The sequence below is a fragment of the Pseudomonas sp. GM78 genome (genome assembly GCF_000282475.1).
Classification (GTDB): Bacteria; Pseudomonadota; Gammaproteobacteria; order Pseudomonadales; family Pseudomonadaceae; genus Aquipseudomonas.
Genome location: NZ_AKJF01000124.1, coordinates 1 through 26308 on the forward strand (window position 1 = coordinate 1; position 26308 = coordinate 26308).

The window sequence follows — 26308 nt, forward strand, 5'->3', positions numbered from 1 at the left end:
GCGAAACCCTAAGTGGCTGTTACCGCACGAATGGATATGTACGCGGTCAACAAACAATAGATTGCCTGTCAGGCCGCCTTCGCCGACAAGCCTGGCTCGACAAAGTGTAGACCCTAACCTCTAGAGTCCCGAAACAAGATGCCCGCCATCCACCGTAATCACCGACCCCGTCATCCAGGACGAGGCCTGCGTCGACAGCAACAACAACGCCCCATCCAGCTCCTGCGCAGTCCCAAGGCGGCGCAGGGGAATGCGCTTGATCAGGGCCGCACCCTGTGGCGTGTCCCAAGCGGCTTGCGTCATCTCGGTAGAAATGTACCCGGGTGCGATCGCATTGACCCGAATACCATCACGGGCCCACTCAAGCGCCAGGCTCTTGGTCAGGTGCACGACGGCCGCCTTGGAAGCCGAATAGGCCGCCACGCCCGGCATCACCCGCTCCCCTTGGATCGAGGCGATGTTGACGATGATTCCGCCCTGCCCCTGGGCTTTCCATAGCCGCGCCACCTCCGTGGACACCAGCCAGACGCCGCGAAGATTGGTGGCGATGATGTCGTCGAACTCATCGATCGGCTGGGTCATCGCCGCCCCTTCATGGCCGACGCCTGCATTGTTGACCACCACATCCAGGGGCTTGCCCGTTGCGTTAATCGTAGCGACGGCCTGCGCCACCGAGGATTGGGACGCAACGTCCAGTTCAACGACCGTCACCTGCTCGGCACCAAGCGCCGAAAGCTCGACGGCAAGGGCCTCCAGCCGTGAGGTACGTCGCGCGCCGATCACCACCTGGGCACCGCAACTGGCCGCCAATCGGGCGAAGTGATTGCCCAGTCCCGAAGACGCGCCGGTGATCAAAATCCGTTGTCCGCTGAGCATCGCACCAAGGTTCATCGCAGTTCTCCACTGTTGAATTTGTGTGTTATCGGAAGGGTTGAAAGCCTTACAGGGAGCGCTGCCCCAGCCACTCATCGAGTGCCGGCCACATGCGTTTTTTCGCAGCCGGCCCAGCTATCAAGCTGACATGGCCGCCCGGCAACACCAGTTCCTGCTTGTCCAATGATCCGACCATCGCCACCAACGGTCGCGCACAGGCTGGAGGCACCAGCGAGTCGTGCTCGGCAATGACGTGCAGCAAGGGCACCTTGATGTTTGCCAGATCGATCTTGCGGCCAGCAATGTGCAAGCTGCCTTCATGCAGGCCGTTGTTCCACATCAATTCCTTGATCACCTGGCGGTAGTATTCGCCGGCCAGCGGCAAGTGGTCGTTGCCCCAACCCACCATCATCCGGTGGTGCCTGACGTAGGCGTCGTTCCACATGTTGTCCCACAGCCGCAGTTGCCCGGCGATGCGGCTGGCAGGGCGTTGCAGGTCGATCGCCGCCATGATCATCTCGCCGGGGATGATCCCCACGGTATCGACCAGCTTGTCGATCTCGAAAAAGCGTTGATTGGCGATGCCTCGCGACCAGCTCATCTGCGACCAGTCCACCGGCGTCGTGAAGCACAGGAGGTTCTTCAGCGGGCCGTCGACATGCAGCGCCGCATACAGGGTCGAGAGCACGCCGCCCATGCAGTAACCGGCCAGCGTCACTTCATCGACCCCGGCGTCTGCCTGTACCCGGGCCATGCAGTCGGGAATGAAGTCCAGCACATAATCTTCAACCCGCAGCGTGCGCTCGGCCTGGGTCGGTGCATTCCAGTCCATCACATAGACGTCGTAACCGCGATCGAGGAGAAACTCGATCAGGCTCTGGCGCTCGGCAAGGTCGAAGATGTAGGCCTTGTTGGTGGGGGCCATCACCAACAGCAATGGCACCCGATACACGTCCTGGCAGGTCGCGTGATACCGATACAGGCCCAGCGTGCCCCGCCGGTGCAATAACGTCCGGGGCGTTTTGCCCATCGCGGGGCCGGGTGAACCGAGGAATTCGAGCCCCTTGAGCCGGCGCTGGACCATCCGGTCGACCTCGGTGCAGAGTCGGCCCGCGAAAGCGCGGACGTGACCTTGATGCGGTTGCGTTGCAGCCATCATTCAATCCTCTTTGGGCGCGCGCCTGGTGGCCGGTTTAAGGGTTCGTTTCACTTTTTTCGGCGCAGCCGGCGGTGACGGCTGACGGGCGCGTGAGGGCCGAGGAACAAGCGCGTCATTGACGGGCGCTGGCAATAGGCGATCGAGCTTGTCTTCGATGCGCTGCACAGCGGTTGCCAGCGCATCGACTTCAGACCGGCTGGGCAGCTCCAGGCGGCGCAAGGCGCTGGCGAACGACCGGTCGAACACATGCTGGACACCCAGCGATACCTTGGAGAACTGGTTGACGGCCTTGGCGACTTCCGCCGACTCGAGCTTTCGCGCAGCCAGCGAGTTGATTTCGCCCTCGACCAGGCCGATTGCTTCACGCCAGATATGAAATGGATCAAGAATGCCCATGGCAATACTCCTGCTCAGCTTTACGCTTGTGGATAGGTCTGGTGCGCGATCCGCCGATCGAGCCGTGCGCTCAGCCGGCGGCGCATCAGGGACAAGGGTGCGCTCCAGGGCCGCAGCGCCACCCGCAGGGTGCTGGCGCAAACCGGAGAAACCTCGCGCAAGAGCGTGCCGGTCCAGCGTTCGGTTGCGACCGAGACCATCAGGCTCGACGTCGACAGCTCCCCCATCGCCGCGCACAGGCGTGAGGGTTGCGCGGCTGCCCTGTCGGCAATTTCCACCGTGCGATCCGCCGCGGGCTCGGTGCGAAAGGCACCCGCCAGTGACTCGCCAATACGCTGCAAGGCGTCAGCGCCCGCACCGATGACGGCATCGAAATTCAGGAAGCCATGGAACTGGCCCGCGTAATGCAAAAGCTCCACCGGCACCCCGGCTGCGCGCAAGCGAGCGCTATAGTCCAGCCCGTCGTCGCGGATCGGGTCGAATCCTGCACTGATGACCAGCGCCGGTGGCAGGCCTTGCATATCCTGACTGCGACGCGGGGATAGCCAAGGCGCTTCGGGATTGAGCGAATGGAGCGAGCCGGCCACGGTCTGGTTGATCTGCGCGAGCAGCCTGTCCGTGATCATGAAGCCTTCGGCATTCTCTGCGAATGAAGGAAACTCCTGCACCAGGTCGGTCGCCGGATAAGCCAGCACCTGCAGGCAGAGCGCCGGCCCCCCGTTACGCAACGCTTGCTGGGCCACGGCAGCACAGATATTGCCACCTGCCGAATCGCCGCCGATGGCCAGTCGCGAGGTATCGATACCCAGCGTCGCTCCGTTCTCGGCCACCCATTGCAGCGCGGCAAGACAATCCTCACGCCCCGCTGCCAAGTCATGTTCCGGCGCCAGTCGATAGCGCACGGCGATGCTGATGCAATTGGCGTTGCGGGCCGTGCTGCGGCAAATCGATTCGCAGCTATCCAGCCCACCGACCACAAATCCGCCACCGTGACACCAAAGGAACGCCGGCAGTAGCTGATCGGTTTGATGCGGTTTGAAAATACGTAACTCGATGGGCCCGCCCGGGCCGTCGATGACTGTCTCGTTCACAGTGGCGACCGGGGGCTGTTGCCCCAGGGCCAGCGAGGTCAGGCGCCAGACTTCACGCAGTGCGCGCAGCGAATAGTGTTCGACCGGGCGCAGGCGTGTGGCCATGTTGAGGATGCGTAGAAAAGCCCGGGCATCGCGATCGGGACGATCCGCTCGACGCACGTGCGGCATACCGATGACCCGAGTCCAGACTTGCTGGGTGTTCTTGCGTGTTTTTCCCGCGGGTAAACCGTTTGGCGCTGTCATTCAATGCCCCTCGAATGTGTCCTGCCAACAGCCTACCCATTACTGCCGGTCCACTCTCCCCCTCATGTGGATGGGGGTGACGCCCCCCCCTTGTGCTCTGGTGCAATCGTTTCTACTTGAGCCAAAACGTTCCTGATCTCCCGGCAAGCGCGGGGACCACGGTCCCCGCGCCCGTTGCCTACATGTCGTAGCGCAGGATCAGGCCCGCGGTGCGCGGGGCGCCGACATCGATGATGTCGCCACTGCGGTTGTTGGTGACGTATTCCTTGTCGAAGGCGTTCTTCACGTAGCCGGATATCGAGACGTTCCTGGTGAGCTTGTACTCGGCGTTGAAGTTGGCCAGCCAGTAGGCGTCGGCCTTGCGCTCGCCGGTAACCTGGCCCGCGTCATCGAACTCGTACTCGGACGGGGAAGTGCTCTGCCAGACGACATCAGTGTTGAGGGTCACACGGTCATTCCAGCGATAGGTCGCGCCCAGCGCCATCTTGTACTTGGGCGAAAAGAGGAAGTCTTCGCCGCTCATGTCCCGGCCGTCGCTGGTGACGAAGTCCTTGTACTTGCCATCGGTCACCGAGGCACCGGCATTCAGGGTCAGCTGTTGGCCGAAGTCTTTTTCAACGGAAACTTCCAGGCCCTTGATGTCACTGCTACCGGCGTTGAACACGTCAAGGAACTCGGTTTGCGGGTTCAGCACGCTGACCTGCTGGTCTTTCCAGTCGGTGTAGTACAGGTTGGCGCGGGTACGCAGGGTCTGGTCCATGAACGAGGCGCGGTAGGACAGCTCGTAGTTGGTGGTGAATTCCGGATCGTAGGATTCGTGTCCGCTGCCGGCACGGACGTTGACGCCGCCACCGCGATAACCTCGCTGCACCATGAAGCCCAGGTACTGGTTGGCAGCCAGCTCGTAGTCGAGTCCGAGTTTGGGCAGGACGGCATCGGAGGTCTGCTTGTCTTTGCCAGGCTGCGAGAAATCATCTTCCTTGACGTCGGTGTCGTTGGTCTCGTGGTCGTAGCGCAGGCCGGTGATCAAGGTCCAGCGCGGGGCGAAGGTCCAGTTGACTTCACCGAACACCGCCTTGTTCTCGATCGTCGTATCGCCCTTGACCGTGCCGAACGGATCGCCTTCGAAGAACAAGCGGTCGTGGAAATTGTTGGTGTTGTGGCCGTAGTAGAGGCCGGCAAAACTCTTCACCGTGTCCGAGTTGTAGTTCAGACGCAGTTCCTGGCTGAACAGATCGCCATATTGCTTGCGCAGCACCACCTGGTTGTCGACGGAGGACTGGTCGAAGTCCAGGCGGGCGTCGTAATCGGAGTCGGTGTTGGCCGTGAGGCTGGTGATGGACCAGTCGTCATTGAGACGGTAGTCGACCTTGGCACTGACGGTGTCCTGCTTGAGTTTGTCGTAGGCGTCTGTGTTGGAGTCGATTTTGTAATAACGGATCCTGTCGCCTTGGCGAACGACCGCGTTATCGCCCTTGCGGTTTTCAGCATGGGCATACGTCAGCAGCACATCAAGATCATCGTTAGGCAGGATCAGCAGCTTGCCACGGTAGTTCGCGGTGCGGGTCTGGTTGGCGTCGTTGCCGTTGAAGAGGTTGTCGATGTAACCATCACCCTCCTGATAATCCACGGCGATACGGCCGGCGATCTTGTCGTCGACGATCGCGCCGCCACCGGCCACCGCACCACCGCGTTCACCATAGGTACCGCCATTGGCCATCGCCGAAAGGCTGGGTTCGAAGGTGGGATTTTTGGTCTGGATGACCACGGCACCGGCCAGGGAGTTGCGGCCCTGGGTGGTGGATTGCGGGCCGAGGAATACTTCGACCTGCTCGACATCCCACAGCGGCATCGGGCTCAGGGTCAGGGCACGGTTGGGCTGCACGGCGCCATCGACGAATACCGAGACTGCGCCATTGAGCGCGGCCGGGCCCTGGTCATCGAAGCCGGAGACCGGCACGCCACGGATACCCCAGTTTTCGTTGCCGGACGTGTTGTAGACACCCGGTGTGCGGGCGAAGACATCGACCAGGCTATGGTCTTCCTTCTCGCGCAGTTGCTTGTCCGTCACTACGGCGACACTCGACTGGGTCTGCTCCAGGGTGCGGTTGATTTTTTCACCCGTCACCGTGATGGGCGCAATTTCCAGTGAGCCCGATGGTTCGGCCGCCCATACGCAGTTGGACAGGCAGACCGCCGAGCCCACCGCCAACGCCATTGTAGTTTTTTTGAAATTCACGCCCCGCTCCCCTGCGACAGATATTTTGTGTTTTTTCTTACGTCCAGAACGCCGTGTTCCTACAGCCAGCGGGAGTTTAATCTAAAGTAATGCTTAAACAAACACTATTGATAACCCCTCTCATTTGTATTTAAAGTGCCACTTCGTATCGGATCGAATACATTTCGCTCGCCCCCTGAACCGTTGTTTCCAGGGTTGGCAGCCTTGCATTCACAATGGTTAAGCTGACCGCTACCTTGCAGCAGCAACGGGTTGCCCGCCTTGATGGCGCCCTACTGACGGAGCCGCGTGAAATGGATTTGTTGTTACTCATGGCCAGACGTTCGTGGCGCGCTTTATTGATAGCGACACTCACGGGACTGGTCTGCGGCCTCGCAGCGGCGGGCCTGATCGCCAACATCAACCACAGCCTGACGGTGTTCGACCAACTGCGACCGGTAGACGGCCTGTACTTTGCCGGCCTGGTGGTGTTGGTGGCGGTCTCGCGGGTGATTTCCGACATCAGCCTGCTGCGCCTGGGCCAGGGCGCGGTTCACGATATGCGCCTGCACCTGAGTGCCAGGCTGGTCGATACCCCTTACGCGCAATTGCAGCGCCTGGGCAAACACCGCCTGCTGGCCATGCTCACCGACGACACGCAGGCCATCAGCCAGGCGGTAGAGTGGGTGCCGATCTTGCTGGTCAATGCCGGGATCATTGCCGCTTGCCTGGGTTACCTGGGCTGGCTCAGTCTGCCACTGCTGGGTTTGACGCTGTTGCTGATCGCCCTGGGCAGCCTCAGTTTCAACTGGCCGCAACGCCGGGCACTGACCTCGATCGCCCAGGCTCGCGAGCTCAAGGATCAATTGTTCGATCACTACCGCCTGCTCACCGACGGCAGTAAGGAATTGCAGCTCAACCACCCGCGCCGGCAACACTTCTTCACTCGCCTGCTGCTTCCTGTGAGCCAGCAGTACCGTCGGGATTTCGTGCATGGCATGAGTATCTATGCCGTGGTGCTCAACTGGGGCAATGCGGTGTTCTACCTGCTGATCGGCGTGGTGCTGTTCGCCGCGCCGCACTTCATCGAGCTGAGCGCCAGCCTGGTTACCGGCTACATCCTGGCCATCCTCTACATGATCACCCCCCTGTCGGAGCTGATGCATGCCCTGCCCACCCTGGGTCGGGCCAGCGTAGCACTGAACAAGATCCGCGCCCTGGAAGGCCAACTGCAAGGTGCCAACGAGTCCCTCGACACGAGGACTGCGACCAGGGTTCGCCGCCTGGTGTGCCAGCAGGTCACCCACACTTACTACCGCGAACGCGAGGACGGTCATTTCACCCTGGGCCCCATAGACCTCGCCCTCGATGCCGGGGAGGTGGTGTTCATCACCGGCGGCAACGGCAGCGGCAAGACCACCCTGGGGTTGTTGCTGACCGGCCTTTACCGGCCGGAGAGTGGTGACATCGTGCTCGACGAGAGCGTGTCCTCGGCCAGCGACAACCACCGTTACCGCCAGCACTTCTCGGCGATCTTCACCGACTTTTGCCTGTTCGAAAACCTGTTGGATGGCGACGACCCGCAACGGTTGCAGCAGGCTCAGGAGTACCTGATCCACCTGCAACTGGACCACAAGGTGCAGATCGAGGAAGGCCGGTTGACGACGTTGGCGTTGTCCACGGGGCAACGCAAGCGCCTGGCGCTGCTCAGTGCTTACCTGGATGATCGCCCCTGCTATCTGTTCGATGAATGGGCGGCCGATCAAGACCCGGTGTTCAAGCAGTTTTTCTACAGCAGGATCCTGTCGGACCTGCGCGAGCGCGGCAAACTGGTGATCGTCATTTCCCATGACGATACCTACTTCGACCTGGCCGACCGACTGATTCGCATCGAAAACGGCATGCTCAGCGATGTCACGCCCCGGGCGGAATGCATTCCCCTGTAGGAGCGAGCCTGCTCGCGAAAAACTCCAGGGCGACGCGTTTATCCAGACAGGGCGCGTTATCGTTGACGTCCATCGCGAGCAGGCTCGCTCCTACAAAGTCGAGGCGCTCAACCGTCCTGGTAGATGTAGTGCAGGTAGCTCACCTGCTCTGCCACCGGCAGGCGATGCAGCTTGGGGCAGGATTCGCACAGCACCAGCGGTTCGCCTTCAACGGGTTCGTGCAGCTGGTAATGCAGGCAGCAATGCCGCCGCAATGGCAGTCGGGGGACAATCTGCGGCGCCGGTGATTCGACCATGCGCTGCAGGCCCCGCAGCTTCAGACGGCCATCGTTGACGATCGCCTGCTCCAGCCACTGGTGCGCCTCGGCGAACCCGTCCCTGGACAAGTCGGCATCCATTCTGGCGAAGGCGCCGTCCCAGATGGCGACCATGTTGCCCCACAGTATTTTCGGAGCCAGGCCACCGGCGGCGGCCAGGGTGACGAACAGCGGCGCCAGGTGTTCGTGGATCAACCGCGACCAGTAGGTCGCGCGGTATTGCGGGGCCAGTTTCGCTGGTTGGACAGCCAACCCCACCGCCTGGGGTTGACCATCATCGTGCAGCAGCACCGCCTGCCCTTCCCAGAAATCGAGCGCTGCCTGGCGGGTAAGTACACAGGCGAACGCGGCCGGTAGAACGATGCTCATGTAGTTCATCGACCACTGCGAAACCACCGCAGCACGGTTCACCCCCGGATAAAGCAAGGCGAACCGGGTCAGCAAGGGGTGCAGCACGGCGGGGTCGGCAAGCCGACTCAAGGCGATGGAGGGTTGATCACCCGGCGCATTGCAGATGACCCGCTGAATCGGCGGCCAGGCCTGGGTCAGCCATTCTGGAAATTCGATAACGGGACTCCCGTGACTATCCCTGTTAATTGCAAACGATTAGCATTGGCCGATCCTATCCGTCCTCTCCTGCAAACTCAACGTCGCCAGCGACCGGGCTCACAAGGACCTCATGCAAACACTCCGTAACTTCTGGCGTCTGGCAAGGCCTTTCTGGGCATCCGAACAAAAGTACCCGGCCCTGCTGTTGTTGCTGGGTACGGTGTTGATGACCCTGTGCCTGGTCGGGGTCAACATCCTCACCAACTTCTGGAACCTGCACTTTTACAACGCCCTGCAGGACAAGGACTACGCCGGTTTTCTCCTTGGCGGCGTGCAGTTCATCGCGCTGCAGGTCGGCACCGCGGCCTTTACCGTCGCCGCGTTTCACTTCCAGCAAAAACTGACGTTGCGCTGGCGCCGTTGGGCGACCCGCAACATGCTCGGCCAATGGCTGGGCAGCCAGCGTTACCAGAGGCTGAAGCTGACCGAGACCGACGTCGACAACCCTGATCAGCGCATCGCCGAGGACATCGACCTGTTCATCGTCAAGTCGCTCAAGTTGAGCCTGGGGTTGCTGACGTCAGTGGTGTCGCTGTTTTCCTTCCTGCATATCCTCTGGCAGGCTTCCAGCCTGGTCAGTGTGCCGTTTGCCGGGCAATCCCTGGTCATCCCGGGGTTGCTGGTGTGGATCGCCCTGGTCTACGCGCTATTGGGCACGGGTCTGGCGTTCTGGCTGGGGCGCGCATTGCCACGGCTGAACTTCATGCAACAGCGGCGCGAAGCCGACTTTCGTTTCTCGTTGATGCGCTTGCGGGAAAACGCCGACTCGGTTGCCCATTACCGCGGCGAAGCCATGGAGAATGCCCGTTTCAACCAACGCCTGGAAGCGGCGCTGGAGAACTTCTGGGCGCTGGTGAAAAAGCAGAAGCTGATCATGGGTTACTCGACCTTCTACTTGCGCAGCGCCACGGTCATCCCGATGTTCATCATGGCGCCACAGTTTTTTGCCGGTGCGTTTCCTCTTGGTCGCCTGACCCAGATCAGCGCCGCCTTCGGCGAAGTGCATGCGGCCATCGCCTACCTGGTAGAGGTGTTCCCGGAACTGTCGGCCTGGAAATCGGTGATCGACCGGCTGATCGGTTTCCAGGAGCGCCTGGACAAGGTCGATGTCAAGTCGGGGGTCAGCCTGAGCCAGCAGTCCGACGGCCTGCATATCAAGGATCTGGACATCTGGCTGCCAAACGGCCGGACCTTGCTCGAAGGCTTTAACCTGTCACTTGAGCCCGGTGACAGCCTGCTGATCAGCGCGCCGTCCGGCTACGGCAAGTCGACACTGATTCGTGCGCTCACGGGACTTTGGCCCCATGCTCGCGGTTCGGCCCGTTACGACCGGGCGCGCACCCTGACCCTCTCGCAAAAACCTTATCTGCCGCTGGGCAGCTTGCGCGATGCGCTCTGGTATCCCCTGCCCCCCCATCGCGATCACGACCTCGAACTGCGCCTGGCCATGCAACAAGTCGGCCTGCAACACCTGGGCGAACAACTGGATGAGGAACAGGATTGGGCCCAGACCTTGAGCGTCGGCGAACAGCAACGCTGTGCCTTCGTTCGGGCACTGATGGTCCGCCCCAGCGTGCTGTTCCTCGATGAGAGCAGTTCGGCACTGGATCATGCGAACGAAACGCGCTGCTATCAGTTGCTCAAACAGACACTGCCGGAGGCGATCCTGATCAGCGTCGGCCACAATGCCTCGCTGGAACGCTTCCATCGGCACGTGCTGGAACTGCAAGGCGAAGCCCGGTGGCTGCATCGAAAGGTGGTGCAGCCCGTCTGACTGCGCAGGGCGCGCAACCGCTGTCCGGCGCTCAGGGGAAAATGCCCCCACATATGGGTTTTAGTACCCGCTTCGGGCCCGGTGTTTCCCTGGTGAGACGGTTGCCAGGCGCACCGCGCAAGCGCGGCATTGCATTGGCATGGATACTGCTGTTCACCCAGGGCTTGGTTGAGTGGTTGAAGCTGCTGGAATGCAGCATACCCTGGAGTACTCCCTATGCCTGCAATCGACGTGCTGTATAAATGTTTTCGCCCTGGAACAGTTGACTCGATTGCACCCACTCAACAATTCAATCTGCTGCGCTGGTTTTCGATTGCCAGCTTCCTTCTCGTCAGTGTGATTGCATTTGGGCTGGGCTCTTTGTCGACGAGTTTCCTGGTCGCGGAAAGCCTCGAGCGCGATGCACTGACGTCAGCACAGTTCATCCAGACCATCGCAAAGGGTGATATACGCCATCACGGACTGGCGGGTATGCAGATCGGGGAGTTGCTGGCATTCACTCAACAGAAGACGATGCCACAAGACCAGAAGCAGATCGCACAGCCCATCAGCTTCGAATTCCTGGACTATCTTGCGCAGCTCCCGAACTCGCTCCTGATCAATATCTATTCCCCACTTCGAACAGTGGTCTGGTCAACCAACAAGAAGCTGGTTGGGCGAGCATTCCTGAATGACGAGCTTGAGCAGGCATTCAGTTCCAAGGAGCGGATATCCACCAAGTACAGCAATGTCGATGCAGACCGCAGCGAACAGAAATTCCTGCACCCCCCGAAAGAATTCTTCATCGAAAGCTACATCCCTATCGTCGATGACCAAGGGAAAATTCTGGCGGTGGTTGAAATCTACAGGGAGCCTGCGGACCTCATTGAACGCCTCAACCACGGGCACTGGCTAATCTGGCTGTCCACCATGGGCGGTCTGATGGTTTATTTCGGGATTTACTGGATTGCCCGACGAACATCGATCCAGTTGGCGTCAAAAGAAGCTCAAGTCGTTGCCAACAAGACCTACGTTGGCTTGGGCGAAGTGTCCACGGCCATTGCCCATAGCCTGCGTAACCCACTGGCCTGCATCCGTTCAAGCGCAGAGTTGGCAAATGACATGGACGGCCAGCCTGCAAGCAAGCACCTCGACAATATTGTCGCTCAGGTGGACCGGATGTCGCGATGGGTACAGGAATTGCTCCTGTGCCTGGGCCCGATCCGCGGCGAGGCAGAGCTGGTGGATCCGATGGAGATGGTACAGGTCGCACTCGACAGCTTCAGTGCGCAACTGAGTGCATCAAAAATCCAGGTGGCGTTCAAAAATGAATCCACGCCCCGGGTCATCAGCAATCCGCTGTTGCTCTCGCAGATTTTGAGAAGCGTCATTGCCAATGCCATAGAGGCGATGCCGACCGCAGGAACCCTGAACATCGAGGCTCGCCTGGATGATGCCCAACAACGGCTGAACCTGACCATCTGCGACACCGGGGGTGGATCTTCCCGGCAACAGCAACTGATGGCCTTCAAATCTTTCTACACCACCCGACAAGGCAGGCTGGGTATTGGCTTTATCATGGTGAGGCAGATCATGGAATGTTTCGGCGGCGACGCGCGCCTGACAATCCAGGACAAACAGGGAACATCGGTGCACTTGAGTTTCAGGGTCCAGGACGGGAAAGCCAACGCACCGCACTAATCCTTGGCCCGTGCACGCTGCAACACCGCCTCCCCCGCCTGGGGCGGCAGTCGCAGGTTGTCCAGCAAGGCGATGGCCGCAATCACCGCCACACACAGGAATGTCAGCTGGAAGTCGGCAGTCTCGGCGTGCCCTGCGGTGCCATGGATGTTCATGGCCAGGCGCAGCAGCAACGCGCCGATGGCCACCCCCATCGCCATGCTCAACTGGAAGAACATGCTGAACAAGGTTGAAGCGTCGCTCATCTGTTCCTTGGGGATTTCGGCAAAGGCCAGTGTGTTGAACACGGTGAACTGCATGGAGCGCGACAGGCCACCGACGAACAGGATGAACAGGATCAGCGCCGGACTCATGCGCTCATCCAGCAGCGCACACGCCGCGATCGCCAGGACGCCAAGGATGCCGTTGACCATCAGCACCGGACGAAATCCCCAACGCTGCATCACCCAGGTGGTGAAGGGTTTCATCGCCAGGTTGCCGGCAAATACCGCCAATACCAGCAGCCCCGCATCGAACGCAGATAGACCGAAAGCCAGTTGAAACATCAGCGGCAGGAGAAACGGCAAGGTGCTGATGGCAATCCGGAAAATCGAGCCCCCGCACAGGCAGACGTTGAAGGTACGAATACCGGTTACACCCAGCGCCAACAAGGGTTGCGCATGCCGACGCATATGGCGCCAGGCGAAAATGCCGAGAACCACACCGGTGCCACTCAGTGCCAGGCCTTGCAGCACATCGTCACGACTTTGCCCGAGCATCTCCACGCCATACAGCAAGGCAGCGCTGGCGATACCCACCAACAGAAAGCCTCTGAAATCGAACGTCCTCGCACTGGCGTCGTCCCGTTTGGGCAGCAAGGCCAGCGCGGCAATCAGGGCCAACACGCCCAATGGCAGATTGAGATAGAAAATCCACGGCCAGGAAGCGTGGGTGACGATGAAACCACCCACGGGAGGGCCAAGTACCGGTGCGACCAGGCCGGGCCAGGTAATGAATGAGATCGCGCGCACCAGGTCTTTCTTCTCGGTGCTGCGCAGCACTGCCAGCCGTCCCACCGGCACCATCATCGCGCCGCTGATGCCTTGCAGCACGCGAGCGGCGACAAAGGTTTCGAGGCTGTCACTCAACCCGCACATCAACGAAGACAAGGTGAACAGGACGATCGCCGAACTGAAGACCAGGCGCGAGCCGAAACGATCAGCCAACCAGCCGCTCATGGGGATGGACACCGCCACGGCGAGCATGTAGGCGCTCATGCCAATGTTCAGGTCCACCGCCGCGACGCCGAACGTCCTGGCCATGTCAGGCAACGCGGTCGCGATCACCGTGGCGTCGAGGTTCTCCATGAAGAACGTGACGGCTACCAATAGAGCAATCCATGTTGAGCGGCGTTGGGACATCGGTCATTCCTGTTTGACTGCGTGGTTGCTCGACTGGCTAACCTGCGCACTTTGCGTCATGTAAATGACAACGTCAAAAGCGCCGGATTTCCAACGAAGCGCGCAATCCACCCTGCTCGCGATTCTCCAGCCTGACCTGCCCGCCCAGGCGATCGGCAATGGCCCGAACAATGGTCAGTCCCAAGCCTGCTCCCTGGTCATTTGCCCGGCTGTAAAATCGCTCGAACAGCCGCTCGCGGTCCTCTTCCTGGATCCCCGGCCCCTCGTCCTCCACGGACAGTTCATAGCCCTGTTCGGTTTTGGCCAGCCTGACGGTGATCAGCCCATGCACAGGCGAGAAATTCGCCGCATTGGTCACCAGGTTGTTCAACGCAATATCAATGGCGGCGGGATCGACTTTTACCTGGCTGACGTCGCCGCTGACATCGAACACCAGCTCCAGGTTTTTGCCCAACAACCAGGGCGTCAGCTGAATCAGGCTGTCGCGAACCGTGGCTTGCAGGTCAATGTATTCAGGGGGTTGAACGCCTGCCTGGGGTTCGATACGCGCCATCGTGAGCAACTGGTTGACCAGTCGGCTGGTCCGGTCCACGCCAGCGATCAGGTGTTCCAGCGATGCGCGGCGCTCCGCCTCGCTCCCCGCCTCCATCAGGTTCTGCGCATGCACCCTGAGCACCGCCAGCGGCGTGCGCATTTCGTGGGCGGCGTCGGCGATGAAACGTCGCTCACGCCCCAGTACTTCCTGAATCTGCGCGAGCACGCGGTTCAGCGCCGCTTGCATGGGCTCCAGCTCGCTGGGCAGTGGCGACAGGTGCAACGGCTCCAGTGAACCGCTGTGCCGTGCACGCAGGGTCGCCGCCATGTTCGCCAGCGGCTTGAGACCCCAGCCGATGGCCAGCCAGACCATCACCGCAAGCAGCAGGCTGCCCAACATGTTGGGCCAAAGGGTATGGCGCACGATCCGGTCGACCAGGTCCGCCCGTACGTCGTCCCGTTCACCGACCCAGATCCGCAGGTGATTTTGCTTGTCTTCCAGCAGGAACGCGCGCCAGTGGCGGTTGTTCAGGTCCACCACATCGCTGAAGCCGGGCATGGAGGGGGCAACGGTAAAAGAGGGAGCGCTGGCGGTGTGCACCAGCACTTCGCCCTGGGGATTGAAGACCTGAAAGGCAATCTTCCTTTCATAGGGGTGACCGTCACCCCTGGGCACCGCTTCGCTCAAGGCCTTGTTGAACGCCTCATACAACTCGGCGTGCTCCTTGCTGGCCAGTGGCATGCGCAGCACGCCTTGCAGCAATCGCGCGTTTTGCGCGAGTTGGGCGTCGTAGACTTCGGCAATTTCGTGATGGCTGTCGTACAGGTTCAAGGCGCTGATCACACCGAGACCCGCGAGCATCAGGCCGATGATCAGCGTCAGGGTGCGACGGCGGATCGACGTCACCGACGCTCCTCCACCAGATAACCGACGCCGCGAATGGTACGGATCAGGTCGGTGGAGAACTTCTTGCGCAGGTGATGGATGTGCACTTCCAGGGTGTTGCTTTCAGCCTCCTCGTTCCAGCCGTAGAGCAATTGCATCAGATGGTCGCGGGTCATGACCCGGCCCGGCGGCGAAAGCAGTTCGTGCAACAGCTGATACTCCTTGGGCGTGAGCGCCACCGGCTCGCCCTGGTAGCTGACTTGCTGGGTGCCAGGGTTGAGCCTGATGCCAGCGTGCTCGATCAACACCTGTGCGCGCCCGGCGCTGCGCCGCAACAGGGCGCGCAGGCGCGCCTTGAACTCGGCCAGGTCGAAGGGCTTGATCAAGTAATCGTCAGCCCCGGCGTCGAGCCCGGCAATGCGGTCTTCGGTGGCATCCCGGGCCGTGAGAATCAGCACCGGCAGGTTCGAGCCGCTGTCGCGCAGGCGCCGCAGCACTTCGAGCCCGTCCATGCGCGGCAGGCCAAGGTCAAGCACCGCCAGGTCAAAGGTTTCGCTAAGCAGCGCATGCAAGGCGCTGCTGCCGTCTTGCAACCAGTCGACGGTATAGCCTTCGCGCCCCAGGGCTTGATGAATGCCTTCGCCGAGGGCCACATCATCTTCAATCAGTAGTAAGCGCACGCGGGCTCCTGTCAGCCAAGTTTCCTGTTCACGTCCACCAGCAGTGTTTCGATCTCTTTGCGACGCCCGGTATCGGCGGTTTCCCGACCGGGCCGAGGGGCTGCCAACAGGGCTTTTTGCAACGCGGCCCTGGCCTCAGCGTAGCGCTTTTGACGGTAGAGGTGGTCCCCCCAGAAGTACAGGCTGTCGATGCCATTGGGGTTCATCTGCAAGGCGACCTTGAGCAATTGCTCGGCTTTGTCGGCGTCACCGAAACCGATCGGCCAGCCTGGCACGCGGTCATACAACGCACCGAGGCTGGTATAGGCCGAACCTTGCAAGGCCTTGGGGTCCAGGGTCAGGGCTTTTTCCAGATACTGCCTGGCGTCCTTGACCTTGCCCAGGGCGCCAAGCCCCCCTTGGGCGCCGGCCCAGCTGCTGGTGACGATGCCGGACCAGATCCAGGCCTCGGCCACTGACTGGCGTTCCTGGGTAAACGCAGCCGCCTGGGTGGCGAGTTTTTCGAAGGCGGCAGTGCGCTGCCCCTCGGGCAATTCGTACTGAATATGCGCCCAGCTCTGCTGGATGCCATTGAGACGTTGCTGATCGGCGGCGTCCAGGGCCCAAACGCTCTGGCTCAAGGCGCCCAGCAGTAAACACGCGGCAAATTTTTTCATGGCTCGAGGTTCTCGTTGTCCGGCTTTTGACTCAGGCGGCGAATCAGTGGCAATTGCTTGCGCAAACCCCGATCCACCAGGTGGGGCAACAGGCTGTTGAGGCGCACGAAAAAGCGCTCCGGCCAGCCCAGGTACAAGTCGCGGCGGTCGCCGGCAATGGCGTGGATGACCGCCGAGGCGACGGTCTGCGGGTCGTCGACGCTGGATTTGAGTGCGTCGTTCAAGGCCTGCGCCGCCGGGCTGTTCATACTCGTGCGGGTGGCGCGCGGTGCGACGTACAACACACCGACCCGGGTGTCCGCCAATTCCCGGCGCAGGGCTTCGGAAAACCCGCGCAGGGCGAATTTGCTGGCGCAGTAACTGGCGTAACCGGCATAGCCAATCGAGCCGTAGGTGGAACCGACGTTCACCACCATGGCGCTGTCGGCCTGCTTGAGCAGTGGCAGCAAGGTTTTGGTCAGGCACACCGGCGCGCTGATGTTCACCGCCAGCATCGCGTTGATTTCGCTGTCATCGAGTTGTTCGAGCATGGCGAAGTGGTTGACTCCGGCCGCATTGATCAGCAGGTTAATCACGCCCAATACTTCGGCGGCGGCCAGCACCTTGCGCCGGTCGGCCTGCACTGTCAGGTCGGCGCCCACCCAGAACAGCCTGTCCCGATAGCGTTCGAGCAAGGGCTCCAGCGCCTCCCGATGCCGAGCCACGGCCAGCACCGTGGCGCCACTGGCGCACAGAGCGGTGGCGATCGCCAGGCCAATGCCGCCGCTGGCGCCGGTCAGTACCACGCGAGCCTCAGACAGGCGCATGCGGGTTCTCCCCGTCCCGTGGCAGGCCACGGAACATGTCGGCGTAAAGCCGGTAAACCACTTTCGAGGCGTGGATGACGGCGGCCTGATCGCCAGGGTCGTGCAGTTTGTTCATGAGTCGGCGGTAGGTCTGCATATGCTCGATGTCCAGCGACCCGTGGGAATCGAGGTAGCTGAAGGCGCTTTGCGGCAGCCCCAGGCGCTCGCGAATGCTGCCGGCGGCATGGGTGGCCAGGGCGATGCTGGTGCCCTCCAGCACATTGACCATGCCGAACAGCCCTACCGGATTGCCCCGGGCAATCAAGTCGTAGAGAAAGCTGACCATCAGTTCGATGGCCAACGAAGGCTGGCCGTCGCGCACCGCTTCCTTGTCGCCGCCACAGGCCTGGATATCATCGAGTACCCATTGTTCGTGGCCGTACTCATCCTCGATGTACTCACATACGGCCTCACGCAGCCACTCCAGGCGCGACGGCAGGCGTGCACCGCAGGCCATCATCAACGGCACGGTGTGGCGCACGTGGTAGTAGGCCTGGGCCAGGAAGGCCCGGTAGCTCTCCAGGCTGACCTTGCCTTCGAGGGCATCGACGATGATCGGCAGATTGAACAGCGTGTTGCGCTCCTGGTGGGTGGCCTCTTGCAGCGTGTCGAAAAAGCTCATGGTGCGGGTTCCTCGAAAAGTGCCGACTCAGTCAGCTGGACCCGGTATCGCTCGACGATGGCATCGCGGCGTGGGCGACCGTTGGCCGTCAGCAGGCCATTTGCAGCGGTGAAGGGTTGTTCCAGGCGGGTCCAGTGCCGGACCCGGGCGTAATCGGGCAAGGCCTCGTTGGCCTCGGCCACGGCGGCGGCCAATTGCTCGTCCGGGCAGTCCGCACGGTACGGCCAGAGCAATGCATGGTTGCCCGGCAGGGCTTCGCCATGGACAAAAGCCTGGGCGATATGACGGCGCTGGGTCAGTTCGGCTTCGATCCACTCCGGGTTGACGTTGCGCCCGAAGCTCGTAACAAACTGATGTTTCTTGCGGCCCTTGAGGTAGAGAAACCCTTCCTTGTCGAACTCGCCGAGATCACCGCTGGGCCACCACTGATCAGCGTGCGGCGCCTCTCCCAGGTAACCCAGCAGCGTCGAGCCCTTGATCAGCACTTCGCCGTCGTCGGCCAGGCGAATCTGCACATGGGGCAAGGGCCGGCCGACGCTGCCAGGACGCCAGGCTTGCGGTGTATTGAGGCACACCACCGAGGCACATTCCGACAGTCCATAACCTTCGTAGACCGGCACGCCTGCACGTTGGGCACGATGCAGCAAATCCAGGCTAACCCGCGCACCGCCCACGGCGGCAAACCGTAGATGTTCTGGATCGAAGGCTTTCTGCTCGGCCGCGCTGACCAGCATCAGCAGCAACTGCGGCACTAGGATCAGGCTCTGGGGCGATCGTTTGGCCAGGCATTCCAGCAGTTGCGGCACATCCACACCACTGGCGCCCTGAATCCCCAGGGCTTCCTGGCTGGGCAGGCTCAAGGTCGCGCCGGCATACAACGCAGCGTAACAACCGATGTTCTCCAGCAAAATGGCGAGCGGCAGCAGCGCCAGATGATGCCGGGGATGGCAGCTTCGACTGGCCTGATCCAGTTCGCGGGCGACCCGCAGAATGCTCTCGGCGCTCAAGCACACGCCTTTGGGTGTCCCCGTGGTGCCGGAGGTGAACGTCAGCTTGGCGGTGCCTTCGGGCATGCGCTTCGAGTCACTGAAGGTGCGGCGCCAGAATCCAGCGGTAGTTTCATAGTCATAGCCGGCCGCTTGCAGTGGCGCCGCCAGTTGCGGTTCGGCGATCACCCTTTCGGCCTGGCTTTGTTCCAGGCAATGACGGCACTGCGCCGGGCTGAAGAAAGACGGTAGCGCGACACAGGTCAAGCCTTCGAACAGCGCGGCCAGGTCCCAGAGCATCGCTTCGACGCCATTGTCCAACGCCAGGGCAAACACCTTGATGTGTTCATCGCGCAGCCGTTGCTGGCGGTCGATCACTTCGGCGTACAGGGTGGCGTAGTCCAGTTTCAACTGATCGCCCCACAAGGCAATGCCATTGCCCTTGCGTTCGGCTTGATCGCGCAGCGTCTGTTGGAAACGCTCGACTTCAGGCGACATGGCAGCAGCCCTCGATGGACGAAGGCAAACCCAGTCGACTGAACAGACCTGTGTTGCGTAAATGAATGAACCCGCTGCGGATATTGCCAACATGAACCCAGGGTTTGCTTTCGTAGTAACTGCCCCAGGCATGGCGGTCTTCGCCCAGGCGCGCAGGATCGGCGGCACACAGTGTCACCGGCTTCAAACCCAGGCGATGGAAACTGTTGACCAGGCCAATATTGCCGGTGAACGCCACCCACTCCAGACCGCCCATGGCCAGCACGTAGGTCATCGCGATGATGCTCATGCGCGCACTGCCCGTGTCGGCGGCCGCCAGATTGCCGACTTCGACGATGGCGGATCGGTCTACGATCCGGTCCGCTGCGGCGCTGATCAGCGGATCGATCGGCTCGTCCAGATAGCCCTCCAGAAACAGCGGTTGCGTGCCTGCCAGTCGCACCCCGGCCACCGCACACAAGGCACCGGACGCATCGCTCATGCCAAACAGTTCTGGCATGAAATGACGGATGTCGGCGCCGTGGGCCTTGCGAAATCGCTGCTGGATGAAGCCTTCGAAGACCGACCGCTGCGCGTCGTCGGGCAAGGCCCTGAGCAGGCTCATGGGCGGTGTTTCGGCTTGGCCGAAATACAGCGGCAACTGCACGTTCCAGTTGAATTCGGACATTGGAAAACCCCTCCCCCGGATCAATTGGGGAGCAGTATCAAAGGGATTTCTTAACGAAGTCTGAAGGTGAAGAGGCTATTGATCGCTACGCTTGGCTCAAGGCCGGTTGATTTTTATCAGCTGCCGGCTCCAATTGGATCGGCCCTCGGGAGATTGGCCATGCTGGCTGTCACGCTGATCAATGCGCTGGTGGTGATCCTCGCCATCGTGATCCACTACGAATGCCTGCTGCGTCTCAACGACTGGCTGCCCCGGCTCAAGCTGTGGAGCCGCTTCAGGATTGTCGTCGGAGTATTCGGCGCCCTGCTGGCCCACGCTGCAGAAGTCTGGTGCTTCGCGTTGGTCTATTACCTGATGGTGCATTCCGGCAAATGGGGCAGCCTGACGGGCAATTTCGACGGTTCGCTGATGGACTGCGTGTACTTTTCCTTCACCACGTACACGACCATCGGCTTCGGCGATATTTCACCGGTGGGCGACCTCAAGTACCTGACCGGGCTTGAGGCCCTGACCGGGCTGGTCCTGATAACGTGGACCGCGTCCTTCCTCTTTCTGGAAATGCAGAAGTACTGGAAGCGCAAATAATCACGTTTGCCAGGCGTAGCAGGCAGTGTGCGACAATTCACGCCTCCATTCGATCTAAACCGCCAGAACGCAGCACGGCACTTGATACAGGATATGCTCGGTGGTGCTACCCAGCAGTTTGCCCACCCCATGGGACTGAACCCTGCCCATCACGATGACATCCACGTCATGCTCATTGGCGAACTCGCTCAGCACCGACACCGGATGCCCCTGGATGAAATGCCGACGATCAGGGGGAACGCCGAAACGCCCGGCCAACCTCAGGAAGGACTGTTCCAGATCGGTGCGTAGCTCTCGGGTGAGGTCGGCGAGCGCCAGACCGCCCATGTCCGCCAGATAACCCGCCGTGATATCGCAGGCGTACAACAAATGCAACTCGGCGCCACACTGCAGGGCAAGGCTTGCGGCCTGTTTGATGATCTGCTCATTCAGTTCGTTGTCGGCTGACTCACTGTCTGACACCTCGACGGCTGCCACCACCCTGCGTGGCAATGCGGCGCCACTGCGACCCACCAGAAACACCGGTACTGGACAATGGCGCAGCAGATGCCAGTCCAAAGGCGTGAAGAAGGCGCGCTGGAGCGCTGATTCATGCTGAATGTCCTTGATCAACAGGTCGGGTTGCAGCTCTGCGACGTGATCAAGGATGTCCTGTTTCATGTCCTCAGCCCAAACCACCTCGTTGGTCACCTCGATACCTGTGCCACGCAGATGTTTTGCCTGGGCCTCAAGCCAGTCGCGGTGGTCCTGCAGGTAGTGCTCCCGAGCGAGTTTTCGATCGCCTTCTTCAAGCAGCGATAGCCATTTGAATGAGGGAATCAGCGCCGCGATATGCAGGCTCGCGCCACTGGCCTTGGCCAGCGCTGCAGCATGGTTAATGGCTGAGGGATGGCGCAGGGCCGGGTTGATGATAAGCAATAACCGTTGGTACTGGCTCATGACAGGTCTCCAGTCAGATCATCATTCAAAGCTGGCACGCTGCCTGACCGCCAGCAGACTCCCCGGCACCGAGTATAGCGCCCGCTCCGTATTGCTACCGATCAGCCGTTCGAGCCCCACCCGGTGCACAGTACCCATCACCACCACATCGGCCAGAAACTCCTCGACGAATTCACTGATCACCGGCACTGGCAGCCCCATGACGAAATGGCGTCGCTCAGGCGGCACGCCGTAGCGCTCCGCCAGTGTGAGAAAAGCCTGGTGCAAGGATTGCCGCATCTCCTCGAAGCAGTCGACGCCCCAACCGCCCCCGGCCATTGGCGCGTCACTGTTGAACACGGGCGACAAGTCATAGGCGTACAGCAGGTGTAACGGCGCATCGCATTGCAGGGCCAGGGCATTGGCTGTCTGGATGATGGTGTCATTCAACCCGCTGATTTGTGCCGTCGAATCGTACGGGTCCACCGCCGCCACGATTCGGTGGGGCAAGCTGTAGCGGACGTGGTTGACCAGGTGCACGGCAACCGGGCTTTCGCGTAACAAGTGACAATCGAGTGGCGTGATGAACACCCGCTTCAGCGCGGGTTCAAGGGTCACATCCTTGATCAGCAGGTTTGGCTTCAGGTCTTCCACCGTCTTCAAGATGTCCAGCAACGGATGGGTGGTGAAGACGGCCTTGACCGAGACCTCCAGATCCAGGTCGCTGAGCCGATCGAACTCTTCGGCCTCCCAGCGGCGGTAGCGACGCCAATAGCGCTGCTGCTCTGCGTCGTCGACTTTGTCCTCCCACAAACGCGCCACGGGCGCCGGTTCGACAAAGGCCCGCACATCCAGCGCAGCCCCGGCGGCCTTGGCCAGGGCGACGGCGCGCTGCATGGCGGGGGACTGCCGCAGGCTTTGATCGGCGATCAGTAGCAACCGTTGATAATGGCCCATCACACACCTCCGTTCGATCCCGGTCATCACCTGCCGGCATGCTTCAACATTGCGCGCTTGTACCTCGTGCGAATTGATCTGGATCAAGCACGCTGTAAAGAATCGCCCCGCGATGTTCCGGTACTCGGTCCATAGCGGGGCGATCCAATCCTCGAGATTGCAGCATTCGTTCCGGCTTGAGCGCCCTGCCCCTTACGCCCTCGTGGCTTTCTCCATATTCGCGCGCAAAGGGTTGATGGCTAACGATGGCGCCACGGCGGCACTCTCTGCCGGCGCTACCTCGGGCGTTCTGTCTTCGGCGTCGCCATTGAGGGCCTTGTGCATTTTTTGTGTGTCCAGCGCTCCGACCCATTTGGCGATGGCCATGGTGCCCACGCCATTGCCAATGGTGTTGGTGATCGCACGCGCTTCCGACATGAACCGGTCGACACCCAGCAGCAACACCATGCCCGCCACCGGAATCGTGCCGAGGGACGAGAGCGTTGCCGCCAGGATGATGAAGCCTGAGCCGGTGACGCCCGCCGAGCCCTTGGAGGTGAACATCAACACCGCCAGCACAATCAACTGATCGGTCAGGGTCAGTGGCGTGTTGGTGGCCTGGGCGATGAAGATCGCGGCGATGGTGTAGTAAATCGCCTGGCCGTCCGGGTTGAAGGTCAAGCCCGAGGGAATGATCATGCCGGCCACGGGCTTGGAAACACCGGCCTTTTCCATCTTGGCAATCATCTGCGGCAACACCGACTCCGAAGAGCTGGTGCCGAGCACGGTGAACAGTTCTTCCTTGATGAACTTGAGGAACTTCCACAGGCTGAAACCGCTGTAGCGGCAGATCGGCCCCAGGACAAAAATCACGAACACCGCGCAGGTCAGGTAGACGCAGGCCATCAGTTTGCCAAGGGAAAACAGCGAGCCGAAGCCATACTTGCCGATGGTGAACGCGATGGCACCGAAGGCACCGATGGGCGCCAGACGCATGACCATGTTGACGATGCGAAACATGCCCTGCATCAGGCTATCGAGGGTGTCGACGAAGACTTTTCCGCGCGGCCCCACATACGCCAGCGCGACACCAAGCAGTATCGAGAACAGCAGGATCTGCAGGACATTGCCCTTGGCAAAGGCGTCGACAATGGTGTCGGGGATGATGTTCATGATGAAGTCCATGAACGAGGCGTGCTTGACCGCGGAGGTATAGGTGGCAAGGCTTGAAGTGTCGAGGGTGGCGACGTCGATGTTCATGCCGGCGCCAGGTTTGAAGACATCGACCACCACCAGGCCGACCACCAGGGCCAGGGTGGAAACCACCTCGAAATAAATCAACGCGCGAAACCCGACGCGCCCCAGCTCCTTCATGTTCTCCATCTTGGCGATGCCGGTGACCACGGTCAGGAAGATCACCGGGGCCAGGAGCATCTTGATCAGTTTGATGAACGCGTCGCCCAAGGGCTTGAGCGCAGTGCCGGTCTCGGGAATGAAGACGCCGACGATGGCGCCGAGAATGACGGCGATGAGCACTTGTACGTAGAGTTTGCCAAATATTCTTTTCATGACAGGGCCCTGATTTTTTATTGTTGTCAGGAAATGCCGAGGAGCCGGACCCAGTGATCCGCCCCTCGGCGTTGTGCCGCAGTACTCTTTGAATCGCTGGAAAATATCAGCGGTTGATCAAGGCGATGATGGCCTCGGTGATCTGCCGGGTGGTGGCGTTACCGCCCAGATCCGGGGTATGCAGGCCGCTTTCAGTTACGGCTTCGATGGCCGACATCAGTTGCTTGGCCGCGGCGGGCTCGCCGAGGTGTTCAAGCATCATCGCCGCCGTCCAGAATGTCGCGATCGGGTTGGCGACACCTTTGCCGGTAATGTCGAAGGCAGAGCCGTGGATCGGTTCGAACATCGACGGGAATTTGCGCGACGGGTTGAGGTTGGCAGTCGGCGCGATGCCCAAACTGCCGGACAGCGCAGCGGCCAGGTCGGAAAGGATATCGGCGTGCAGGTTGGTGGCGACGATCACGTCCAGTGTCGACGGCTTGAGCACCATGCGCGTGGTCACTGCATCCACCAATTCCTTGTCGATCTTCACGTCTGGGAAGTCCTTGGCGACCTCATAGAAGATTTCGTCCCACAGCACCATGCCGTGCCGCTGGGCGTTGGACTTGGTGACCATGGTCAGGTGCTTGCGCGGACGGCTTTGCGCCAGCTCGAAAGCGAAGCGATGGATGCGCTCCACCCCGGCACGGGTGAATACCGAGACCTCGGTGGCGACCTCCTCCGGCAAACCCCGGTGCACGCGGCCGCCGTTGCCGGAGTATTCGCCCTCGGAGTTTTCACGCACCACCACCCAGTCGATTTGGTCGCCGTTATGCAGCGGGCTTTTCACCCCGGGCAGCACGCGCGCCGGACGCACGTTGGCGTATTGATCGAAGCCCTGGCAGATCGGCAGGCGCAGGCCCCACAGGGAAATATGATCCGGTACGTTGAGCGCACCGACGGCGCCAAAGAAAATCGCGTCGAAGGTTTTCAGTTCTTCCAGCCCGCCCTCGGGGATGTAGTAACCGTTTTTCAGGTAATTGTCCGAGTTCCAGTCGAAGTGTTTGAAATCCAGCTCAAAGCCGGACTTTTTCGACAGGGCTTGCAGCACCTCGACACCCGCGGCGATCACTTCAACACCAATGCCGTCACCTGGAACCGCAGCAATTTTGTATGCGCTCATCGTTAACTCCACTCTCTTCACGTTTTTGTTGTGCCTGTTGAACGGGGTGTTCAATCAGGGGGTGAGCGGAGTATATGTAGTGAGTAAATGAGCGTGAGTTACCCAAAATAACTACATAGATGAATTTGAGTTACGAATGGACCAGACCCTGGATTTGTCTTTTTTCTACCTGCTGGCCAACAAAGGCAGCCTGGCAGCCACGGCCCGAGAACTGGGTGTCACACCGCCAGCCGTGAGCAAACGCCTGACCGCCCTGGAAGCACGGCTTGGCACACGCCTGGTCAATCGCACCACACGGTCGATGAGCCTGACGTCGGAAGGCGAGCTGTATTTCTCCCACGCCGCGCGGATCCTCACCCAGATCAACGAACTTGAGCAGTTGGTCAGCAGCAGCCGCGCCACCCCCAAGGGGCTGATCCGGGTCAATGCCTCCCTGGGCTTTGGCCGACGCTACATCGGCCCTGCCCTGGCGGCGTTCTTCGCGCAATACCCGGAGGTGGAAATACAGCTGGAAATCAGCGACCACCCGCTGGATCTAGCGACCCACGGCTTTGATTTGGGCATACGTTTCGGCACCCTGCCGGATGCCGCCTTCCATGCGCGCAAGATCGCCTCCAACCGCCGCCTGTTGTGCGCTTCGCCGCTCTACCTGGACAAACACGGCACGCCAACAAAACTTGCCGAGTTGCAGGATCACAACTGCATTTTCATCCGCCAGAACGAGTCACCCTATGGCGTCTGGAGCTTCAACAACGGCGGGCGCAAGGACAACATCAAGGTGCATGGCGCCTTGGGTTGCAACGATGGCGAGGTGGCGCTGAACTGGGCGCTGGATGGCTTTGGCATCTTGCTGCGGGCCGAATGGGACATCGCACGTTATGTGCGCAGTGGCCGCTTGCGCCTGGTGCTGGAAGACCAGACACCCACCCGCGCCGACGTGTATGCGGTCTATCCGCAACAGCTGCATTTATCCGCGAGAGTGCGCTGCCTGATCGACTTTCTGATCGAACGTTTCAAGCACATCGATAACATCGAGGAAAACTAGCGCCTGAACC

At 60.8% G+C, this 26308-nt stretch carries 23 protein-coding genes; 5 read left to right on the top strand and 18 right to left on the bottom strand.

The genetic code is table 11. The features are described from left to right. Positions 1-120 precede the first annotated feature (120 nt). The 5 genes from PMI35_RS11985 to PMI35_RS11970 all read right to left on the bottom strand — a co-directional run bounded on the left by PMI35_RS11985 (position 121) and on the right by PMI35_RS11970 (position 6004). Positions 121-891, bottom strand: coding sequence for an SDR family NAD(P)-dependent oxidoreductase (locus PMI35_RS11985; RefSeq protein WP_008061616.1), 771 nt, complete (start codon positions 889-891; stop codon positions 121-123). A 49-nt stretch (positions 892-940) separates the two neighbouring features. After that, the gene (locus tag PMI35_RS11980; RefSeq protein WP_202949502.1) at positions 941-2032 is read right to left on the bottom strand and encodes an alpha/beta fold hydrolase; all 1092 of its coding nucleotides are present in this window, start codon (positions 2030-2032) and stop codon (positions 941-943) included. Then, positions 2033-2428 (bottom strand): phasin family protein, encoded by a 396-nt coding sequence (locus PMI35_RS11975; RefSeq protein WP_008061630.1) that lies wholly within the window; start codon positions 2426-2428, stop codon positions 2033-2035. A gap of 20 nt (positions 2429-2448) precedes the next feature. Beyond that, positions 2449-3765 (bottom strand): alpha/beta hydrolase, encoded by a 1317-nt coding sequence (locus tag PMI35_RS33345; protein ID WP_008061632.1) that lies wholly within the window; start codon positions 3763-3765, stop codon positions 2449-2451. Between the two features lie 178 nt (positions 3766-3943). Then, complete coding sequence (locus PMI35_RS11970) at positions 3944-6004, bottom strand: TonB-dependent receptor (RefSeq protein WP_008061634.1); 2061 nt, start codon at positions 6002-6004, stop codon at positions 3944-3946. A 293-nt stretch (positions 6005-6297) separates the two neighbouring features. Between PMI35_RS11970 and PMI35_RS11965 the strand changes: the two genes are divergently transcribed. After that, the gene (locus PMI35_RS11965; RefSeq protein ID WP_008061636.1) at positions 6298-7929 is read left to right on the top strand and encodes a cyclic peptide export ABC transporter; all 1632 of its coding nucleotides are present in this window, start codon (positions 6298-6300) and stop codon (positions 7927-7929) included. 107 nt (positions 7930-8036) lie between these two features. On the opposite strand, the gene fhuF is transcribed toward PMI35_RS11965, so the two are convergent. Further along, positions 8037-8726 carry a siderophore-iron reductase FhuF gene (gene fhuF, locus PMI35_RS11960; protein ID WP_081504847.1) on the bottom strand — a complete coding sequence of 230 codons (690 nt, stop codon included), beginning with the start codon at positions 8724-8726 and terminating at the stop codon, positions 8037-8039. A gap of 199 nt (positions 8727-8925) precedes the next feature. On the opposite strand from fhuF, the gene PMI35_RS11955 reads away from it, so the two are divergent. Next, entirely contained in the window at positions 8926-10629 is a 1704-nt protein-coding gene (locus PMI35_RS11955) for an ABC transporter ATP-binding protein/permease (protein ID WP_008061639.1), read from the top strand. A gap of 216 nt (positions 10630-10845) precedes the next feature. Next, positions 10846-12309 (top strand): sensor histidine kinase, encoded by a 1464-nt coding sequence (locus tag PMI35_RS11950; RefSeq protein ID WP_008061641.1) that lies wholly within the window; start codon positions 10846-10848, stop codon positions 12307-12309. Here the strand turns inward: PMI35_RS11950 and PMI35_RS11945 are convergent. The 8 genes from PMI35_RS11945 to PMI35_RS11910 form a co-directional block, all read right to left on the bottom strand. Beyond that, positions 12306-13709, bottom strand: coding sequence for a DHA2 family efflux MFS transporter permease subunit (locus PMI35_RS11945; RefSeq protein ID WP_008061643.1), 1404 nt, complete (start codon positions 13707-13709; stop codon positions 12306-12308). The genes PMI35_RS11950 and PMI35_RS11945 overlap by 4 nt on opposite strands. Before the next feature lie 73 nt (positions 13710-13782). Further along, positions 13783-15150 (bottom strand): ATP-binding protein, encoded by a 1368-nt coding sequence (locus PMI35_RS11940; protein ID WP_008061645.1) that lies wholly within the window; start codon positions 15148-15150, stop codon positions 13783-13785. Next, on the bottom strand, positions 15147-15809 hold the full coding sequence (locus PMI35_RS11935) for a response regulator (RefSeq protein ID WP_008061647.1): 663 nt from the start codon (positions 15807-15809) through the stop codon (positions 15147-15149). Before PMI35_RS11935 ends, PMI35_RS11940 begins: the two co-directional genes overlap by 4 nt. Positions 15810-15820: 11 nt before the next feature. After that, entirely contained in the window at positions 15821-16465 is a 645-nt protein-coding gene (locus PMI35_RS11930; RefSeq protein WP_008061649.1) for a tetratricopeptide repeat protein, read from the bottom strand. Then, a complete protein-coding gene (locus PMI35_RS11925; protein ID WP_008061651.1) occupies positions 16462-17271 on the bottom strand; it encodes an SDR family oxidoreductase in 810 nt (269 codons plus the stop codon). The genes PMI35_RS11930 and PMI35_RS11925 overlap by 4 nt, the downstream gene beginning before the upstream one ends. Next, positions 17258-17932, bottom strand: coding sequence for a TenA family transcriptional regulator (locus PMI35_RS11920; RefSeq protein WP_008061653.1), 675 nt, complete (start codon positions 17930-17932; stop codon positions 17258-17260). Before PMI35_RS11920 ends, PMI35_RS11925 begins: the two co-directional genes overlap by 14 nt. Next, positions 17929-19416, bottom strand: coding sequence for an AMP-binding protein (locus PMI35_RS11915; RefSeq protein WP_008061655.1), 1488 nt, complete (start codon positions 19414-19416; stop codon positions 17929-17931). Before PMI35_RS11915 ends, PMI35_RS11920 begins: the two co-directional genes overlap by 4 nt. Continuing rightward, positions 19406-20083, bottom strand: coding sequence for a thermostable hemolysin (locus PMI35_RS11910; RefSeq protein ID WP_008061656.1), 678 nt, complete (start codon positions 20081-20083; stop codon positions 19406-19408). Before PMI35_RS11910 ends, PMI35_RS11915 begins: the two co-directional genes overlap by 11 nt. Before the next feature lie 159 nt (positions 20084-20242). On the opposite strand from PMI35_RS11910, the gene PMI35_RS11905 reads away from it, so the two are divergent. Next, on the top strand, positions 20243-20668 hold the full coding sequence (locus PMI35_RS11905) for a potassium channel family protein (protein WP_008061657.1): 426 nt from the start codon (positions 20243-20245) through the stop codon (positions 20666-20668). Between the two features lie 54 nt (positions 20669-20722). Here PMI35_RS11905 and PMI35_RS11900 read toward each other — a convergent pair whose 3' ends face one another. From PMI35_RS11900 to PMI35_RS11885, 4 genes are all read right to left on the bottom strand, one after another. Then, the gene (locus tag PMI35_RS11900; protein WP_008061658.1) at positions 20723-21607 is read right to left on the bottom strand and encodes a universal stress protein; all 885 of its coding nucleotides are present in this window, start codon (positions 21605-21607) and stop codon (positions 20723-20725) included. A 21-nt stretch (positions 21608-21628) separates the two neighbouring features. Continuing rightward, complete coding sequence (locus PMI35_RS11895) at positions 21629-22543, bottom strand: universal stress protein (protein ID WP_008061659.1); 915 nt, start codon at positions 22541-22543, stop codon at positions 21629-21631. 192 nt (positions 22544-22735) lie between these two features. Further along, entirely contained in the window at positions 22736-24091 is a 1356-nt protein-coding gene (locus tag PMI35_RS11890; protein ID WP_008061661.1) for a dicarboxylate/amino acid:cation symporter, read from the bottom strand. A gap of 106 nt (positions 24092-24197) precedes the next feature. Beyond that, on the bottom strand, positions 24198-25253 hold the full coding sequence (locus PMI35_RS11885; RefSeq protein ID WP_008061662.1) for a tartrate dehydrogenase: 1056 nt from the start codon (positions 25251-25253) through the stop codon (positions 24198-24200). A 136-nt stretch (positions 25254-25389) separates the two neighbouring features. On the opposite strand from PMI35_RS11885, the gene PMI35_RS11880 reads away from it, so the two are divergent. After that, on the top strand, positions 25390-26298 hold the full coding sequence (locus PMI35_RS11880; protein ID WP_008061663.1) for a LysR family transcriptional regulator: 909 nt from the start codon (positions 25390-25392) through the stop codon (positions 26296-26298). The last annotated feature ends 10 nt before the right edge of the window (positions 26299-26308 follow it).